Source organism: Pannonibacter anstelovis (genome assembly GCF_036881715.1).
Taxonomy (GTDB): domain Bacteria; phylum Pseudomonadota; class Alphaproteobacteria; order Rhizobiales; family Stappiaceae; genus Pannonibacter; species Pannonibacter anstelovis.
This window is the reverse complement of the sequence record NZ_JBAKBF010000002.1, coordinates 294504-310683: the sequence shown is the minus strand read 5'-3', so window position 1 is coordinate 310683 and position 16180 is coordinate 294504. Positions and strand designations below refer to the sequence as shown.

16 protein-coding genes, 1 tRNA gene and 1 pseudogene are annotated in these 16180 nt (G+C 62.5%); 7 read left to right on the top strand and 11 right to left on the bottom strand.

From position 1 onward, the window contains the following. Positions 1-120 precede the first annotated feature (120 nt). Both V6L75_RS04265 and V6L75_RS04260 read right to left on the bottom strand, forming a co-directional pair. A pseudogene (locus V6L75_RS04265) lies at positions 121-288 on the bottom strand (type II toxin-antitoxin system VapB family antitoxin); the annotation flags it as partial. Between the two features lie 170 nt (positions 289-458). Then, positions 459-532, bottom strand: a tRNA-Gly gene (locus V6L75_RS04260). A 292-nt stretch (positions 533-824) separates the two neighbouring features. Between V6L75_RS04260 and V6L75_RS04255 the strand changes: the two genes are divergently transcribed. After that, a complete protein-coding gene (locus tag V6L75_RS04255) occupies positions 825-1619 on the top strand; it encodes an ion transporter (protein ID WP_334250271.1) in 795 nt (264 codons plus the stop codon). 67 nt (positions 1620-1686) lie between these two features. On the opposite strand, the gene V6L75_RS04250 is transcribed toward V6L75_RS04255, so the two are convergent. Then, positions 1687-2784, bottom strand: coding sequence for a quinone-dependent dihydroorotate dehydrogenase (locus V6L75_RS04250; protein ID WP_334250270.1), 1098 nt, complete (start codon positions 2782-2784; stop codon positions 1687-1689). Positions 2785-2794: 10 nt separating this feature from the next. Beyond that, the gene (locus tag V6L75_RS04245; protein ID WP_334250269.1) at positions 2795-3139 is read right to left on the bottom strand and encodes a DUF952 domain-containing protein; all 345 of its coding nucleotides are present in this window, start codon (positions 3137-3139) and stop codon (positions 2795-2797) included. A 206-nt stretch (positions 3140-3345) separates the two neighbouring features. Here V6L75_RS04245 and V6L75_RS04240 point away from each other — a divergent pair, with 206 nt between their 5' ends. The 3 genes from V6L75_RS04240 (at position 3346) to V6L75_RS04230 (ending at position 6480) form a co-directional block, all read left to right on the top strand. Continuing rightward, the gene (locus tag V6L75_RS04240) at positions 3346-3996 is read left to right on the top strand and encodes a S24 family peptidase (RefSeq protein WP_334250268.1); all 651 of its coding nucleotides are present in this window, start codon (positions 3346-3348) and stop codon (positions 3994-3996) included. Between the two features lie 1078 nt (positions 3997-5074). Continuing rightward, a complete protein-coding gene (locus tag V6L75_RS04235) occupies positions 5075-6136 on the top strand; it encodes an AraC family transcriptional regulator (protein ID WP_334250267.1) in 1062 nt (353 codons plus the stop codon). Positions 6137-6210: 74 nt separating this feature from the next. Then, positions 6211-6480: a DUF6460 domain-containing protein gene (locus V6L75_RS04230; RefSeq protein WP_334250266.1), complete on the top strand. Its 270-nt coding sequence runs from the start codon at positions 6211-6213 to the stop codon at positions 6478-6480. Here V6L75_RS04230 and V6L75_RS04225 read toward each other — a convergent pair. Beyond that, entirely contained in the window at positions 6472-7434 is a 963-nt protein-coding gene (locus V6L75_RS04225; RefSeq protein WP_334250265.1) for a histone deacetylase family protein, read from the bottom strand. The genes V6L75_RS04230 and V6L75_RS04225 overlap by 9 nt on opposite strands. A gap of 44 nt (positions 7435-7478) precedes the next feature. Beyond that, on the bottom strand, positions 7479-8393 hold the full coding sequence (locus V6L75_RS04220) for a GntR family transcriptional regulator (RefSeq protein ID WP_334250264.1): 915 nt from the start codon (positions 8391-8393) through the stop codon (positions 7479-7481). A gap of 127 nt (positions 8394-8520) precedes the next feature. Here V6L75_RS04220 and V6L75_RS04215 point away from each other — a divergent pair, with 127 nt between their 5' ends. Beyond that, positions 8521-9633, top strand: coding sequence for an isocitrate/isopropylmalate dehydrogenase family protein (locus V6L75_RS04215; RefSeq protein WP_334250263.1), 1113 nt, complete (start codon positions 8521-8523; stop codon positions 9631-9633). Next, complete coding sequence (locus V6L75_RS04210) at positions 9630-10364, top strand: transporter substrate-binding domain-containing protein (RefSeq protein ID WP_334250262.1); 735 nt, start codon at positions 9630-9632, stop codon at positions 10362-10364. The genes V6L75_RS04215 and V6L75_RS04210 overlap by 4 nt, the downstream gene beginning before the upstream one ends. Positions 10365-10406: 42 nt before the next feature. Here V6L75_RS04210 and V6L75_RS04205 read toward each other — a convergent pair whose 3' ends face one another. The 3 genes from V6L75_RS04205 to V6L75_RS04195 are packed head-to-tail and all read right to left on the bottom strand — an operon-like array spanning position 10407 to position 13530. Then, positions 10407-11390, bottom strand: a complete 984-nt coding sequence (locus tag V6L75_RS04205; RefSeq protein WP_334250261.1) for an Hsp33 family molecular chaperone — start codon at positions 11388-11390, stop codon at positions 10407-10409. Positions 11391-11401: 11 nt separating this feature from the next. Beyond that, on the bottom strand, positions 11402-12325 hold the full coding sequence (argF, locus tag V6L75_RS04200) for an ornithine carbamoyltransferase (RefSeq protein WP_334250260.1): 924 nt from the start codon (positions 12323-12325) through the stop codon (positions 11402-11404). Between the two features lie 2 nt (positions 12326-12327). Continuing rightward, positions 12328-13530, bottom strand: a complete 1203-nt coding sequence (locus V6L75_RS04195; protein ID WP_334250259.1) for an aspartate aminotransferase family protein — start codon at positions 13528-13530, stop codon at positions 12328-12330. A gap of 424 nt (positions 13531-13954) precedes the next feature. Between V6L75_RS04195 and V6L75_RS04190 the strand changes: the two genes are divergently transcribed. Continuing rightward, positions 13955-14527: a GcrA family cell cycle regulator gene (locus V6L75_RS04190; protein ID WP_334250258.1), complete on the top strand. Its 573-nt coding sequence runs from the start codon at positions 13955-13957 to the stop codon at positions 14525-14527. A 201-nt stretch (positions 14528-14728) separates the two neighbouring features. Here V6L75_RS04190 and phoB read toward each other — a convergent pair whose 3' ends face one another. Beyond that, complete coding sequence (phoB, locus tag V6L75_RS04185) at positions 14729-15427, bottom strand: phosphate regulon transcriptional regulator PhoB (RefSeq protein WP_019963020.1); 699 nt, start codon at positions 15425-15427, stop codon at positions 14729-14731. Positions 15428-15464: 37 nt separating this feature from the next. Next, positions 15465-16175, bottom strand: a complete 711-nt coding sequence (gene phoU, locus V6L75_RS04180; RefSeq protein ID WP_334250257.1) for a phosphate signaling complex protein PhoU — start codon at positions 16173-16175, stop codon at positions 15465-15467. Positions 16176-16180 lie beyond the last annotated feature (5 nt).

The following is a 16180-nucleotide window of genomic DNA, read 5'->3' as shown; positions in this document are numbered from 1 at the left end:
CTTAAGAGCAAGAACCGCTTCGATCTGAAGGTCGGCATCGCTCCCTGAAACGGAGGGACGGCGATCGGCCAATGCCATTTCAATCCGTTCCTCGGTCCGGCGCTCATAGGTATCGGAAACAGCCTCAGCATCCGGCATTGTGCCACCCAGCGCTATCAGGCGCCTACCCGTCTCGACCCGCACCAGCGTCTCCAGCGCCTGATGCACGATGGCAGTGGTCTCCATTGTGCCAGTCAGGTCTCGGGCCGCCTCAAGAAGCTCGTCATCAACATTGATTGTCAGTTTCATGATCTGGCCTCCGTTCTCAGGCGCAAGAATAGCACCAGTGACGCCGGACTGCTGAGAAACCAGTCACTCCTCCATCGTCATCCTCGGCCCTGTGCCGAGGATCTATACAAATCAATGATTTGCAGATGGTCGGGACAAGCCCGACCATGACGAAAGATAAAGAAAGGATCTGGAGCGGGTAGCGGGAATCGAACCCGCGCGTTCAGCTTGGGAAGCTGACAGGCTACCATTACATCATACCCGCTGGAGCATGACGGCATCGAAAAGGGGCAAGGCGTGCCCGGATGCCGTGGCCTTGGCGCATTAGATCGCCTGCGGCGGCAGTTCTGTCAAGCGGGGCCGAAAGGCTTTTCAACCGCGCCGGATGCGCAGCAGTCCCGGATGACTTCGCCACTCCCGGAATTTCACGGGCAGCAGCAGGCAAAAGCCGGAAGATTTTCGTTTGCGGCCTCATGCGGCCTATTGCGTATCAAGGGCGGAGCCGCCAGTTTGCGCGGGCGGCATCAAGCCGTGTTTCCAAATGGATATTTCTCAGCATGCGCCAGACTTTGAAGGCACTCATCACCTCAAGCCGCTGGGAAGCGGCCATCATTGCGATCATCGTCGTCAACGCCATCACGCTCGGCCTTGAGACCAGCCCCACGGTCATGGCGTCGATTGGCCCGCTGCTCCACACACTCGACAAGATCATCCTGGGCTTGTTCGTTGTGGAACTGCTTCTGCGCCTTTATGTGCACCGGCTGTACTTCTTCCGCGATCCCTGGAGCATCTTCGACTTCGCGATCGTGGCCATCGCCCTTGTGCCCGCAAGCGGCCCCTTCTCGGTGCTGCGTGCGCTGCGCATCCTGCGCGTGCTGCGCCTCATCTCAGTGGTTCCCTCGCTGCGGCGTGTCATCGGCGGGCTGGTCACCGCGCTGCCCGGTATGGGTTCCATCATGGTGCTGATGAGCCTCGTCTTCTATGTCTTCGCCGTCATGGCCACGAAGCTTTATGGCGAGACTTTCCCGGAATGGTTCGGAGATCTTGGCCGCTCGCTCTACACCCTGTTCCAGGTCATGACGCTGGAAAGCTGGTCCATGGGCATCGTGCGGCCGGTGATGGAAGTGCACCCCTATGCCTGGGCCTTCTTCCTGCCCTTCCTTGTCTGCACGGCCTTCACCGTGCTCAACCTGTTCATCGGTATCATCGTTTCGGCCATGCAGTCCGAAACGGAGACCATTGCCGAAGCCGACCGGCAGGCAATCCACGATGAAACAGGCGTCATCCTCGAAGAAATCCGCGCCCTGCGGCGGGAGGTCGAGACACTTCGCCAGCAGACAGCTGGCCGCTGACGGTTTTCCTTCCAGAAGCACGAACCGAGAGGCCGGAGTTTCGCAGCTCCGGCCTTTCCTATGTCAATCAGTCGAGATTCTCGCTCGCCCAGGCATCCGCATTGACTGAGCGCAGCTTCTCGAGGCTTGCCAGCCCATGCCGCTTCAACTCCGCATCCAGATGCTTGAGGATGGCGGGAACCAGCCCCGGCCCCTTGTAGACCAGCGACGAATAGACCTGCAACAGCGTTGCCCCGGCGGTGATCTTGACCAGAGCCGTCTCCGGACTGTCGATGCCGCCAACGCCGATGATCGGCAGATCTGGCCCCACCAGCTTGCGTGTGCGGGCCAGAATGATCGTTGCCCGCCGGAACAGGGGACGGCCGGAAAGCCCGCCCGCTTCCTGCGCTGTCTGCATGTCCTGAAGTCCTGCGCGCGACAGCGTGGTGTTGGAGACGATCAGCCCGTCGACCTTGTGGGTCAGCACCGCTTCGGCAATGTCCTCCAGCCCTTCGGCTGAGACATCCGGCGCAATCTTCAAAAACACCGGCACCTTGCGTCCCACCTGCAGGCTCTGCGCATCACGCTCGGCCATGACGGCAGACAGCAGCTCATCCAGCGCCGCCTTGGCCTGCAGATCGCGCAGGCCCGGCGTGTTGGGTGAGGAAATGTTGACGGTGAAGTAGGCGGCAAGATGCGCGAAGGTGCGGATACCGGTCACATAGTCGGCCACCCGGTCCGCCGCATCCTTGTTGGCGCCCACGTTGACACCGACGATGCCGCCTCTGCCCTTGCGCGCTTCCAGCCGGGCCAGCAGCGCAGCATGCCCCTCGTTGTTGAAGCCGAAGCGGTTGATCACCCCCTGATCGGCCGGCAGGCGGAACAGGCGCGGGCGCAGATTGCCCCCCTGCGGGCGCGGTGTCACGGTTCCGGCCTCGGCAAAGCCGAACCCCATCCCGAGGATCGCATCCGGAACTTCTCCGTTCTTGTCAAAGCCAGCAGCCATGCCGAGCGGGTTCGGGAAGCTCAAACCCAGCACCTCCTGCCGCAGGGAGGGCAGGCTCGCGTTGGAAAAGCGCGGATAAACCCCGCTGGCGAGCGCGCGGATTGTCACGCCGTGGGCCGTTTCGGCGTCGACACAATGGAGAGCCCGGAGAGTCAGGCGATTGGCAAGGGACTGGAACATGGGCGTGGGTTCACTTCGTCAGGTCAGGAAATACATGCTGCCCGTCCGGGCCAAGTGGAAGTGCCTTGACCCACAGGGCACAGGCCGGATCGAAGCTGGCGTAAAGATGCGGGAACAGCGCGCCGCCGCGCGAGGGCTCCCACTTGACCGGCTGCCCGAAAGCCTCGCTGTCAAAGGCTGCCAGCAAGAGGCCGTCCTGCCCGGCGAAGTGTTTGGCAGCCGTCTCACGCACCTGCTCCGCCGTCGAAAAGTGGATATAGCCATCGGCAAGGTCGACCGGCGCGCCATCGAACCTGCCACGGCTCACGGCGTCATCCCAAAGGTTGCGTGTCAGTATCTTGAAAATCACCGTCATGCCGGCCCGCCCATGTGCTTTGAAGGAGGCCCGGAACTGGCCCCTGTGCGTTGGTTGAGGCGGACCCTAGTCCGGGATTTTGCATTGGACAACCAGCACGCACCACAGGATCAACCGCCTATTCATTTGCATCAGGAATATTTGCCAATATCAATGGCATTCAAAGGGATTTATTCCTGATGAGGCAGCACGTGGAGGAAAGAACCATGCTCTCGCACGAGCGCGTCTGGGCAGCGATAGACGCCCTGGCCACACGCAAGCGTCTTTCGCCCTCAGCCCTCGCGCGCCGTGCCGGGCTGGATCCAACCACCTTCAACCCGTCGAAGCGGATCGCCGGTGACGGCCGCCCACGCTGGCCCTCAACCGAGTCTCTCGCCAAGATACTTGAGGCAACGGGTGCAGAGCTTTCCGACTTTGCACAACTTGTGGAAGGCAATACAATCCTCTCACCCGCAAAAACCGCAAATGGCATAACGATGCCATTTGCCCGCCTTTGCGAAGCAGGAAATGACGCTGGCCTCTTTGATGCAGCAGGTCATCCGGCAGGCGCAGGCTGGGACGAGATTTCCTTTCCAGATGATCTGGGCAGCCAGGTTTATGCGCTGGGTGTGGGAGGTGATGATTTCCTGCCGCTGTACAGGGACGGGGACATCATTGTCATCGCGCCGGGCATCCCCATACGCCGGGGTGACCGGGTCGTGCTCCGGCTACTGAGCGGCGAAATGATGGTCGGCAGCTTCGTGATCCGCACGGCGCGGCGTCTGGAGTTGCATACGCTGGGCGGCTCGGGCACGATCACGGCAATGGACCTCGACAGTATCGCCTGGATGGCGCGGATCGTCTGGGCCAGCCAGTAAATCAGCATGGCGAGAGAGCGAACTGCATGACCGGAAGCGAAATCAGACAACCGCTCCCGTGGCTCCGAGTGCAGTGTATTACCTTGTTTTGCATGCTGACACTGCCGGCATTGCCCGTCTTCGCCCAGACAGCCGTGCGTAACGTTTCTCCTCCTGGTGTCGCCATCCCTGAGGTGACAGCCCCGCTGCAACGGATCGAGCGTGCCCGGCCGCAAGCCAGCGGTCAGACCGAGGCTTCGGCTCTGCCTGCACGCAATTTTCACCTCGTCCGGCCTCTCGTGCTGGAGAAGGCAATGCTCACATCCGGCAAGCTAACGGTCGAACTCGCCTATGTCACCGGGCTGTCTGCCGCAGAGACGTGCCAGACTGCCAGCGGCCAGACATGGCCCTGCGGCGCACGGGCCTTGACGGCCTTGCGTGCGCTTTTGCGCAGCCACCGGGTTGACTGTCAGTCGGTGGCACCACTTGGTCCCCGGCGGATTTCCGCAGCCTGCAGCAGGGGGGCAGTGGACCTCGGGCTCTGGATGCTGCAACAGGGCTGGGCTCAGACCAGTGCGGATGCTCCCGAAAGCCATACCGCAGCTGAAGCAGCCGCCCGCAGTGCCGGGCTTGGCCAATGGCGCCGGGCGGATTTCGAGCCCCTGCCCCAGACTGTGCAGATCCCTGCCTCTGCAATGACTGACCTTCTGGATGACGTGGCAATGCCGCGGCAGCCGGCTCGCACCGAGGCAACCGGAACAGAAGAGCCAGCCGGAGCAGCTCAGTTCGCCGACTGGGAGAATCCTTTTGATTTGCAGGAGGAGAGCTCAGAGATAGGGCAGCAGATACCGCCTAACCCCACTGCCGTCCCCTTGAGCCCCGGGGGGTAGAAACCACTAGGCAATCCTCCCTTCTATCCAAGCGCAGCAGCTGAGGCATGATGGGTGATCAGGGTGGGACCGGCGGATGAACGCCGAAGCGCGGGTGACGTGGAATATTCCGGGATTATTGATTGAAACTGACGGAAAATTGACATGTTGCGCCAGCACGGGAGTTGTATCATCCTATGCAATCATAGGCTGAAGCCGGGGGAGCTCCAATGGAAAGATCGATGCCTCGCCGCATGATCGAGGACTGGTGCCGTGCAGACACGCTGCAGTCACTGGAGCTCATATGCGAGGAAAAAGGCCTCGACTGGCCCCGTATCGCCCGGCGTTTTGGGATTGCTCCGGAGACAATCCATCAGACAGGAGCGACGGTTCCCTATCGTATCGCTCTGTCTGTCTGCGAGTTTGTAGCAGCTGAGACCCGTGACGACGCAATCATTCTGGATGTAGCCTCCAGCATGCCCACGGGCGTGTTCTCAACCTTCGACTATGTGGGCCTGTGTGCTCCGAACTTGCGCGCAGGCATACGCAACTGGGTCCGTTTCCTGCCGCTGCGTTCCAACAGCTACGGCCTGAGTTTCCGCGAGGACGAGGATTGGGGCATCCTCGAGTGGATTGTGCCCGACCGGAACATGCCCCGTACGCAGCACACCTTTGAACGGATAGCCTGGGCGGCCAGCCGGATCGAATATGCGACACAGGACCCGCAGGTGCAGCTACGCATCGACATCAGCCAGCCAGCGCCCAGATGCAGCTCGGCCTTTCAGAAGCGCTACGGCGGCAGGCTGCGCTTCGGCCAGCCTGCTGACAAGATCTTCATCCCCGCAAAATATCTCGACCGCCCAACGCCGAACAGCGAACAGAACCTCTACAGCATTGTGGAACAGGCCGCGATCCGGGAGATGGAAGAGTTCAAGGTGCAGAGTGATCCGCTCGTGCGCGTTGCGGACACCATCAACGAAAGCCTCAAGGCCGGTGCCGTCAGCCTCGAGCATGTGGCCAGCGAACTGGGCATGTCACAGCGTTCGTTGCAGCGGCTGCTGGAAGCGGAGGGGACTTCGTTCCGCAAACTGACGGAGACGATCCGGCGCAACATGGCCGCCCGCTATCTGCGCGACACGTCGCTGCCGCTGAAGGAAATCGCCTTTCTTCTGGGCTTTTCGGAGCTCTCGGCCTTTTCCCGCGCGGTGAAGACCTGGTACGGCGTGCCGCCCAAGGCTGTGCGGCTGCATGGGGAAACTCCGGCTTCGCTCGGCTGGCGAGCTGCGGACTGATTTCACATGGGGGATGCGGAATGGCTGGCGAATCCCTATGTTGAGGCGCAGACGCTGCTTCAAGGGAGTTCGGCATGTCCGGTGGCCTCAACAAGTTTCTGGGTGACAGTCCGGCGCGGGTGCTGCTGCGCCTGGTGTTCCTGTCGCTTGTGGTCGGCGTCATCCTGTCGGCGCTGAACCTTGACCCGCTGGGTCTCTTCGACCTGCTGATCTCCTTCGTCCAGCACCTCTGGAACATGGGCTTTTCCGCCGTCGAACAGGTCTGGCGCTATCTGGTGCTTGGCGCCGTCGTGGTCGTGCCCGTGTGGCTGGTCATGCGGTTGATGGCGAGCCGCTCAAGCTGACAGAACCGGCGCTTCGCGGGCAACCGTGGCTGCCGCCCGCAACAGGGTGAGATGCCGGCCCGCCAGTTCATCAATGTCCGTGGAATAGCCGCCCCCAAGCACCCCGGCGAGCGGCAGACCGAGACCGCGCACGGTGCGGATGACATGCTCGTCCCTCAGCCGCAGCCCTTCATGGCTCAGCGCCAGCCGTCCCAGCTTGTCGCCTGCGAAGGGATCAACCCCGGCATTGTAGAACACGATGTCGGGCTTGGCCCGGTCTATCACCTGCGGCAGATGCTCCACCAATAGGTCCAGATAAGGGGCGTCCGTCAGCCCGTCCTCCAGCCCCAGATCCAAATCCGACGGCACCTTGCGCACCGGATAGTTCTTCTGCGCATGCATGGAGAAGGTGAAGACAGACGGATCGCCTGCAAAGATATCCGCCGTGCCATCGCCCTGATGCACATCCAGATCCACCACCAGCGCGCGGCGGATGACGCCATCGGCCTGCATCACGCGGATGGCAACAGCCACATCGTTGAAGACGCAGAAGCCCGCGCCATGCGCCTTGCGGGCATGATGACTGCCGCCTGCCGTGTTGCAGGCAAGGCCATGCTCCAGCGCCAGATAACCGGTCAGCACCGAGCCGCCGGTGGCGCAGCGCCCGCGCAGGGCAATGCTCTGCGTCATCGGGAAGCCGATCTCCCGGGCAATGGCAGGCGGCACCGCCGTGCTGAACACCTGCTCCACGTAGGCCGGATCATGGGCCAAAGCCACCCACTCGGCGGGAGCAGCCCGTGGCTTCATGAATTTGCCGCCCGGCACCAGCCCTTCGGCCAGCGCCATCTCCGCCACGCGGCGGAACTTGTTCATGGGAAAGCGGTGCTCTTCCGGCAGCTCGGCGCAATAGGCCGGATGATGGACAACAGGGGGAAGCGGCGGGGCAGCAGGCAAAATCAGATTCATGCCAGCCATTATAGATCCGCTTCAGTCTGTTTCCAGAGCAGGCCCACCGTCTTTCAGGAACGCTCCGGGCCGTCCGGCGGCAGAATGAAGCCAAGCGCCGACAGGCTGTCACGCACCTGGCGGAGGTGGTTCTCCATCTCCCGTGCCGCGCCTTCGCAATCACCCGTCTCGAGCAGGTCCAGAATGCGCAAGTGCTGCCGCGCCTGCCGGTAATAGCGCTCCCGGTCCTCCATCGCCTGATAGGTCAGCAGCCGGCGCAGCCGGTTCACGCGCACGAGGGTCTGCAGCATGAAGGGGTTTCCCGCGCCCGTCATCAGTGTCTCGTGGAACTGCGCCCCGCGCAGGTAGAGCGTATCGGGCGGAGCACGGTCGATGCCACCATCCAGCAGATCATGCTCCACGCGGCGCAACCGGGCAATGTCCTCCGGGGGCAGACGGTAGCCCGGCAGCCGCAGGGCACCCGGCTCAAGGATCAGCCGCAACTGTGTCGTATGGGCCAGAGCATCCGGCGCAGTCAGTTCGGTATTGATATCCCAGCCATAGCCTGCCCGCTTTTCGGCAATGCCTTCGCGGATCATGCGGCCCATCAGATCCGCCGCCTGACGTTTCGTCAGCGCAAACCGGTCGCGCAGTTCCTGCTCCGTCACACGCGGCCCTATGGCCCGGCTGGCCAGCAGGGAGGCCAGTTTCAGATAGGCTGCATGGATCGGGTCCTGCGCCACAGGCTGCGCGGCTGAGCTTGCATCATGAACGAAGAAGCCGCGATTGGGCTCGTGCCTCACGCGCCCTGCCTCAGCCAGCTGCTTCAGCGCCTGCTCGACTGGCCAGCGGGACACCGCGAAACGGCGCGCCAGCTCGCCTGTGCGCAGATGCGCTCCCGCAGGCAGCGCCTCGGCCTCAATGAAGGCCGCGATATCGGCCGCCAGATGGGAACTTATGCTGCTGCGCGAAGTGGACGAAGCGGTCAATGGCAGTGCTTTGGCTATGCATGTGAAGACAGGCTTGCACCCTATCACGGCGGCACTCTGTTTTGATATTGCATTTTTAAATGTAAAAATGGATATATGCGACATCGACGCAACACTGGAGCTGCACATGACCGCCCAGCCATCCGCACCTGTTTCCCTGCTCGTCCTCGATGGCGATGGCATCAGCCCCGAGATCACGGAGGCTACGCTGAATGTGCTGGATGCGGTGCAGCGGCGGCTTGGCCTGCGGTTTCAGGTGAGCCGTGCCGAGGTGGGGCTGCGCCCGCTCGCGGCACAAGGCACCACCTTTCCCGCTGGCCTGCTGGAGCAAGCCCGGGCAGCCGATGGTGTGATCCTCGGGCCGGTGTCCCACAACGACTATCCGCCGGCATCGGAAGGCGGCATCAATCCGTCAGGGCATCTGCGCAAGCATCTGGACTTGTTCGCCAACATCCGCCCCGCGAAGTCACATCCCGATTTCCCTGCCCGCTGCGGCGTTCCAGTGGACCTGGTCATCGTTCGGGAAAACACCGAAGGCTTTTATGCCGACCGCACCATGTTTGCCGGGACCGGAGAGTTCATGCCCACCGAGGATGTAGCCATCGCCATGCGCAAGGTTACGCGTCAAGGCTCGCTGCGCATTGCCGAGGCCGGCTTCCGGACGGCCCGCCAGCGTGGCGGCAAACTGACCGTGGTGCACAAGGCAAATGTCCTGCGCATCAGCGACGGGCTGTTCCTGTCCTGCACACGCGAGACCGCCAAGGCCTATCCCGATGTTCAGGTGGAGGAAGTGCTCGTCGACGCGATGGCGGCATTGCTGGTGCGGGACGCCTCCGCCTTTGACACGATCGTGACGACGAACATGTTCGGCGACATTCTTTCGGATCAGGCCACCGAAATCGCAGGAAGCATCGGTCTGGCAGCCTCGCTGAACGCAGGGACGGATCATGCAATGGCACAGGCCCAGCACGGTTCCGCCCCCTCGATTGCCGGACAGGACCGGGCCAATCCCGCGTCCCTGATCAATTCTGCGGCCATGCTTCTGCGATGGCTGGCGGAACGGTGGCAGGACGCGCGGCTGGATGAGGCGGCTGGGATGATCGAAGCTGCAGTCACCCGCGTCATCGCCGTGCCGGAATGGAGAACCGGCGACATGGGAGGCCCGCTCGGAACTGCAGCCTTCACAGCGCGTATTGTTGAGGCTATCGAGAGCAGCTGCATCCTGGGGGACGCCCAATGACACATGACGGACTGAACGCTCTTTTCGCTCCAACAGGGGTGCTGCGGGTGGCGATCAACAACGGGAACGCCATCCTGACACGGCCGGGCGACGGACAGGACCCCGCCGGCGTTTCAGTGGATCTTGCGCGGGCATTTGCCGCCGAACGCGGGCTGGAGCTGGAACTTCTGCCGGTCACGAATGCTGCAGCCTCCGTGGCTCTGATCGCAGAAGAGCGTGCTGACATCGGTTTCTTCGCCGTCGATCCAATGCGGGCAGAGGTGGTTGCCTTCACCAATCCGTGGCTCCTGATCGAGGGCTGGTATCTGGTGCGGGAGAACTCACCCATCACGGCGCTGGAGCAGGTGGACCGTCCGGGCATCCGGATCGCCGTGGGCCGAGGCAGCGCCTATGACCTTTATCTCAGCCGCGCCATCACCTCAGCCACCCTGGAAAAAGTCACGACATCACAAGAGGTGGTGGACTTTTTCATGCGTGAGAACCTGGAAGTGGCAGCCGGCGTCCGCCAGCAGCTGGAAGCAGACCAGCGGCGCGTGCCCGGATTGCGTCTGCTACCCGAGCGTTTCATGGTGATCAAGCAGGCCCTCGGTGTGCCCGCAGGCCGGGATCCCTGCCTGACCGGGGCGCTCAATGCATTTCTGGAAAGGGCACGCAGTTCCGGCCTGATCGCGAAGCTCCTGGAGAGCAACAGGACGGACGGCGCCGTGATTGCCGGGCCGGAGGCAGCATGATCAATCGCCCGCCCTCAACAGGGCGGGCAGCTTTCATCTCTTTCAGACGGCTTCGGCCTTGAACTCGTAGACGGCACTGCAGAACTCGCAGGTCACCACCACCTTGCCGTCGACAACCATCTCCGCCTTCTCCTCTTCGGAGAAGCTCTGGAAGATGCCTTCGATCTTCTCGCGCGAGCAGCGGCAGCGGTCAGCGATAGGCTGGGCGTCATAGAGGCGCACGCCGCGCTCATGGAACAGGCGGAACAGCAGCTCCTCGACCGGGATGTCCGGATCGGTCAGCTCGTCATCGCGCACGGTGCCGGTGAGGCTGCGGGCCTCGGTCCAGGCATCGTCCTCATCAATGCTGTGCTCTTCAGCCCCTTCCGGCATGTCTCCGGGATGGAGATCGGCCTGACGCATGCGCTCCGGCGCTTCGGGCAGAAACTGCACCAGAATGCCACCGGCAGTCCATTGCTGGCTGGGAGCCTCACCCTCGCGGCGGGTGAAGAGACGGCCAACGGCAAGGCGCACTTCGGTCGGGATCTGTTCGGAACGGGCGAAGTAGCGGCGGGCCACCTCTTCCAGCGAAATGCCGTCCAGCTCCACCAGTCCCTGATAGCGCTGCATATGCTTGCCCTGGTCGATGGTCATCGCCAAATGGCCACGGCCCAGAAGCGCGGCCGCATCGCCATGTTCCCCTGCCCCGCCCGGCGCGAAGGCTTGCGGCTCGAAACGGGCATAGGCGCGGATGGCATCGGGTGAGGAGAAATCCACCACCAGCATGTTCACCGGACCGTCGGTCTGGGTCTGCAGCGTGAAGCGGCCTTCGAACTTCAGCGAAGTGCCGAGCAGCGCCGTCAGCGCGATGGCTTCGCCCAGCAGGCGGGCCACCGGGGCTGGATAAGCGTGCCGGTCAAGGATTTGGTTCAGGATTGGGCCAAGCGCGACGGCGCGCCCGCGCACATCAAGCCCTTCAACGGAGAAGGGCCGGACGGCATCGGTGCCCGCAGGCGTCACGCCATAGGATGCAAGATCAAGTGCCACGTTTTACGTCCTCAAAGGCCGTTGAAGCACCAGGCCAGAATGCCCTTCTGGGCATGCAGCCGGTTTTCGGCCTCGTCAAAGACCACAGAATTGGGTCCGTCCATCACGTCCGACGTCACTTCCTCGCCGCGATGGGCCGGCAGGCAGTGCATGAACAGGGCATCCGCATGGGCTTCCGCCATCAGCCGCTTGTTGACCTGATAAGGGCTCAGCAGGTTGTGACGGGTCGCCTCGTCATCATCCCCCATGGAAACCCAGCAGTCGGTGATGACGCAATCGGTGCCCTTCACGGCGGCGAAGGGATCATCGGTGACGATGATCGAGGCGCCTTCCGCGCGTGCAGCTTCAATGAGCGCGGGCGGCGGGGCCAGTTCCGGCGGCGTCGCGATGCGCAGCTCGAAGTCCATGCGCGGAGCAGCATGCACCCAGGAGGCCAGCACATTGTTGCTGTCGCCGGTCCAGGCCACCGACTTGCCCTTGATGGAGCCGCGATGCTCTTCAAAGGTCATCAGATCGGCCATGATCTGGCACGGATGCGAACGTTTGGTCAGGCCATTGATGACCGGAACGGTGGCATTTTCCGCCAGCTCGGTCAGGTCATCGTGATTGAGGATGCGGATCATGATGGCATCAACGAAGCGGGACAGCACCCGGGCGGTGTCGGCGATGGTCTCGCCCCGGCCCAGCTGCATTTCCGCACCGGTCAGCATCAGCGTTTCACCGCCAAGTTCACGCATGCCCACATCAAAGGAAATACGGGTGCGGGTGGAGGGCTGCTCGAAGATCATCGCCAGCACCTTGCCGGCCAGCGGGCCTTCACCACGGCGGACACCGTTGCGCTCTGCCTTCAGCTTGCGCCCGAGGGCCAGAATTCCGCGCAGTTCCTCACCGTCAAACTGCGTCAGATCGAGGAAATGACGCCCATTCGCAGACATGTTCACACCCCATCCCCTTCCTTGGCCAGACCGGCCTCCACGGCCGCTGCGGCCGCCTCGATGCGGGCCACAGCCTCGCCGATTTCCTCATCCGTGATCGTCAGCGGCGGCAGGATGCGCAGCACGTTGTCGCCGGCAGGAACCGCCAGCAGCCCATTGGCACGCACCTTCGCCAGCACATCCGTATTCGGACAGGCACATTTGATACCAAGCATCAGGCCGCGCCCGCGGACATCCTCAAACACCTTGGGATGAGCGTCGATGACGGCGGCCAGCCGCTGTTTCAGCAGCAAGCCCTTGCGCTGCACTTCTTCCAGGAAGCCGGGCTCCAGAACGACATCCAGCACTGCATTGCCCACAGCCATGGCCAGCGGGTTGCCGCCGAAAGTGGTGCCATGTGTGCCGGGAACCATGCCGGCGGCAGCGGCTTCCGTAGCAAGGCAGGCACCCATGGGGAAACCACCGCCGATACCCTTGGCAACAGCCATCAGGTCCGGCGTGACCCCCGCCCATTCATGGGCAAAGAGCTTGCCCGTACGGCCAACGCCGGTCTGGATCTCGTCGAAGATCAGCAGCAGGCCTTCGGCATCGCAGATCTCGCGCAGCTTGCGCAAGAACTCTGCATCCACCTCGCGCACGCCGCCCTCACCCTGAATAGGCTCGATGCAAAGCGCTGCGGTGGTGGGGCCGATGGCCGCCTTCAGCGCGTCCAGATCGCCGGTCTTGACCTGGTCAAAACCCGGCGCCTTGGGGCCGAAGCCTTCCATATATTTAGCCTGACCGCCCGCCGCGATGGTGGCAATCGTCCGGCCATGGAAAGCGCCTTCAAAGGTGATGATGCCTATCCGCTCCGGGCGGCCATTGACGTAATGATAGCGCCGCGCCGTCTTGATGCAGGCTTCCATTGCCTCAGCGCCGGAGTTGGAAAAGAACACCCGGTCCGCAAAGGTCGCATCCACCAGCCGCTGGCCAAGCTCTTCCTGCCCTGCAACCTTGTAGAGGTTGGAAATGTGCCACAGCTTCTCGGCCTGCGCCTTCAGCGCATTGACGAGATGGGGATGGGAATGACCAAGTGCATTCACCGCGATTCCCGACCCGCAGTCGAGAAAGCGTCGCCCGTCAGCGGTCTCCAGCCAGACGCCTTCTCCGCGGACGAAATCCAGGTCCGCCCGTGCGTATGTGCCGAAAAGTGCCGACGCAGTCATTTCCCTTGCTCCTTCAGGTAGTTAAGCGCGCCTTCCGCATAGGGTTCATGCCAGGGCGTCTACCATCAACGGGTTCTCAAAACGAACTGTGCCGCCCTCACAGGCGGCACACCGAACAAGGACCGTTTATACAACGGTCTTGCCTATGGGTGTCAATGCAAATGGCGCATTTCCGCCATTACCGCAGATGGTAAAAGTCAACCCCGGTTATCTGGGGAAAAGTCGTTTCGTCCCCGGTTCATGTTTGCCCCCAACTTGCCTCGCCTTCGCCGCCCATTGTAGTGTCCAACCAGTCGGATACGACATGTCGTGCTGTAGTTCACCAAATCATACTGGATATGGCCACTAAGGCGCGGATCACGCGTGCCTTAATTCATGGTTAATGCGTAAAATTCTACAGCCGCAAACGTACGGGGTGCGACAGATGAGCTGGACTGACGAACGCGTAGATCTCTTGAAGAAGCTTTGGACGGACGGTCTGAGCGCGAGCCAGATTGCTGCCGAGCTTGGCGGTATCACGCGCAACGCTGTCATCGGCAAGGTGCACCGCCTGGGCCTGTCAGGCCGGGCGAAGACTACTGCACCAGTCGCCAAGCAGCGCCGCCCGCGCAGCGCAACCGCGCCGGTGACGGCCACTGCCGTGCCGCAGCAGACCACGGTGCAGGCAACTTCTACCATCCGCACGCCTTCGGCTGCCACGCCGCAGCTGCGCGGCGCCACTGCGCTGAAAATGGCCCCGCAGGAAGATGTGGCCATCGAAGTTGAAGCCGCACCGCTGGCCGAGCTGGTACCTTTCACGGAGCGCGCGACGATCCTCACCCTCACCGAGCGCACCTGCAAGTGGCCGATCGGTGATCCGTCCTCGCCGGACTTCTATTTCTGCGGACGCCATTCCGAGCCGGGCGTGCCCTACTGCACGCACCATTGCCGTGTTGCCTACCAGCCGGTCAACGACCGCCGCCGCGCCGCGCCGGACAAGAAGGCCCTTCGCGGCTGATTTTCGAGGGGGCCAACCAGCACCCCACCGGCTCCCTCACCCAATCAAGCCTGCCCGTTGCGGCAGGCTTTTTTGCTGCCTGGAAGTCCGGGGTATTTGTTGAGCGGCTTAGAACGCCGGCGCAAAAGTGGCGTGCTTTTCCAAAAGCCAAAAGGCCCGCATGGATGGCGGGCCTTTCCAGACTAATTGCAGCAGAGCGGATCAGCTCGCCACGGCGAACTGGTCGTTGAAGGCATAGCCGGCACCGCGAACGGTGCGGATCGGATCCTTCACCTTGCCCTTGTTGATGGCCTTGCGCAGGCGGCCGACATGAACGTCGACGGTGCGCTCATCCACATAGACATCATGCCCCCACACGCCATCCAGCAGCTGCTCGCGGGAGAAGACCCGGCCGGGAGAGGTCATGAGGAACTCCAGCAGGCGGAACTCGGTCGGCCCCAGGTGGATTTCCTTGCCATTGCGGCGGACGCGGTGGGTTTCCTTGTCGAGCTCCAGGTCACCGGACCTCAGCATGGTGGACACCACTTCCGGCCGGGCCCGGCGCAGGATGGCGCGCACGCGGGCCATCAGCTCAGGGATCGAGAAGGGTTTCACCACGTAGTCATCGGCGCCGGTGGCAAGGCCGCGGATACGCTCCGCCTCCTCACCGCGTGCCGTCAGCATGATGATCGGCAGGCGTTCGGTTTCTGACCGGGCGCGGACACGGCGGCACAGCTCGATGCCGGAAAGTCCCGGCAGCATCCAGTCCAGCAGCAGAAGGTCCGGCTGCGTTTCCCGCAGCCGGATCTCGGCGTCATCTCCCCGGTCACAGGAGTCCACGTCGTAGCCTTCCGCTTCCAGATTGTAGCGCAGCAGAAGGCTAAGTGGCTCTTCGTCTTCAACGATAAGAACCTTGGGCATGGCAATATGCTCCGGACGTCACTTGCAGGCAGGCAGATCAGGCGCCTTCGTTTTCGGCAATACCCATCTCGTCAATCTTCCGGCGGGCTTCCAGCAGCTGGTCCCCTGTCACCATGAAGTAGACATTTTCGGCGATGTTGGTGGCATGGTCACCAATGCGCTCGATGTTCTTGGCACAGAACAGCAGGTGCGCGCACTGGGTGATCTTGCGCGGATCTTCCATCATGTAGGTCAGCAGTTCGCGGAACAGCGAGGTGTAGATCGCATCCACTTCATCGTCGCGCTCGCGCACGGCTTTGGCAGCTTCTGCATCACGGCCCGTGTAGGCGTCCAGCACCGACTTCAGCTGGCCCAGCGCCAGTTCGGACATGTGTTCAACACCGAAGGCCGCCTTCTTGGAATTGAAGACACCGTCGATGGCAATGACACGCTTGGCGATGTTCTTGGCAAGGTCTCCAACGCGCTCCAGATCGTTGGCGATACGGCCAGCGGCCATGATCTCGCGCAGATCCTGCCCCATCGGCTGGCGCAGAGCGACGATGCGGATGAATTTCGCTTCGATCTCCTGCTGCATCTCGTCCAGCTTGGCATCGGCCTGAACCGTGGCCTGTGCCTTGGCCAGATCATGGGTGAGCAGCGCGGTGACTGCATCATTCACCAGCTTCTCCGCCAGACCGCCCATTTCGGCGACCCGGCCGGCCAGGGCGCGCAGTTCCTCGTCATACGAGCTAACGGTATGCTCGGACATGTCGT

What these genes read in the sequence shown, in the direction of transcription:
- V6L75_RS04240 (WP_334250268.1), top strand. Translation starts at nt 3,346, where the DNA reads ATGCTCTCGCACGAGCGCGTCTGGGCAGCGATAGACGCCCTGGCCACA.
- phoB (WP_019963020.1), bottom strand. Translation starts at nt 15,427, where the DNA reads ATGCCCAAGGTTCTTATCGTTGAAGACGAAGAGCCACTTAGCCTTCTG.
- V6L75_RS04230 (WP_334250266.1), top strand. Translation starts at nt 6,211, where the DNA reads ATGTCCGGTGGCCTCAACAAGTTTCTGGGTGACAGTCCGGCGCGGGTG.
- V6L75_RS04245 (WP_334250269.1), bottom strand. Translation starts at nt 3,139, where the DNA reads ATGACGGTGATTTTCAAGATACTGACACGCAACCTTTGGGATGACGCC.
- V6L75_RS04235 (WP_334250267.1), top strand. Translation starts at nt 5,075, where the DNA reads ATGGAAAGATCGATGCCTCGCCGCATGATCGAGGACTGGTGCCGTGCA.
- V6L75_RS04225 (WP_334250265.1), bottom strand. Translation starts at nt 7,434, where the DNA reads ATGGCTGGCATGAATCTGATTTTGCCTGCTGCCCCGCCGCTTCCCCCT.
- V6L75_RS04250 (WP_334250270.1), bottom strand. Translation starts at nt 2,784, where the DNA reads ATGTTCCAGTCCCTTGCCAATCGCCTGACTCTCCGGGCTCTCCATTGT.
- V6L75_RS04215 (WP_334250263.1), top strand. Translation starts at nt 8,521, where the DNA reads ATGACCGCCCAGCCATCCGCACCTGTTTCCCTGCTCGTCCTCGATGGC.
- V6L75_RS04210 (WP_334250262.1), top strand. Translation starts at nt 9,630, where the DNA reads ATGACACATGACGGACTGAACGCTCTTTTCGCTCCAACAGGGGTGCTG.
- argF (WP_334250260.1), bottom strand. Translation starts at nt 12,325, where the DNA reads ATGTCTGCGAATGGGCGTCATTTCCTCGATCTGACGCAGTTTGACGGT.
- V6L75_RS04255 (WP_334250271.1), top strand. Translation starts at nt 825, where the DNA reads ATGCGCCAGACTTTGAAGGCACTCATCACCTCAAGCCGCTGGGAAGCG.
- phoU (WP_334250257.1), bottom strand. Translation starts at nt 16,175, where the DNA reads ATGTCCGAGCATACCGTTAGCTCGTATGACGAGGAACTGCGCGCCCTG.
- V6L75_RS04190 (WP_334250258.1), top strand. Translation starts at nt 13,955, where the DNA reads ATGAGCTGGACTGACGAACGCGTAGATCTCTTGAAGAAGCTTTGGACG.
- V6L75_RS04195 (WP_334250259.1), bottom strand. Translation starts at nt 13,530, where the DNA reads ATGACTGCGTCGGCACTTTTCGGCACATACGCACGGGCGGACCTGGAT.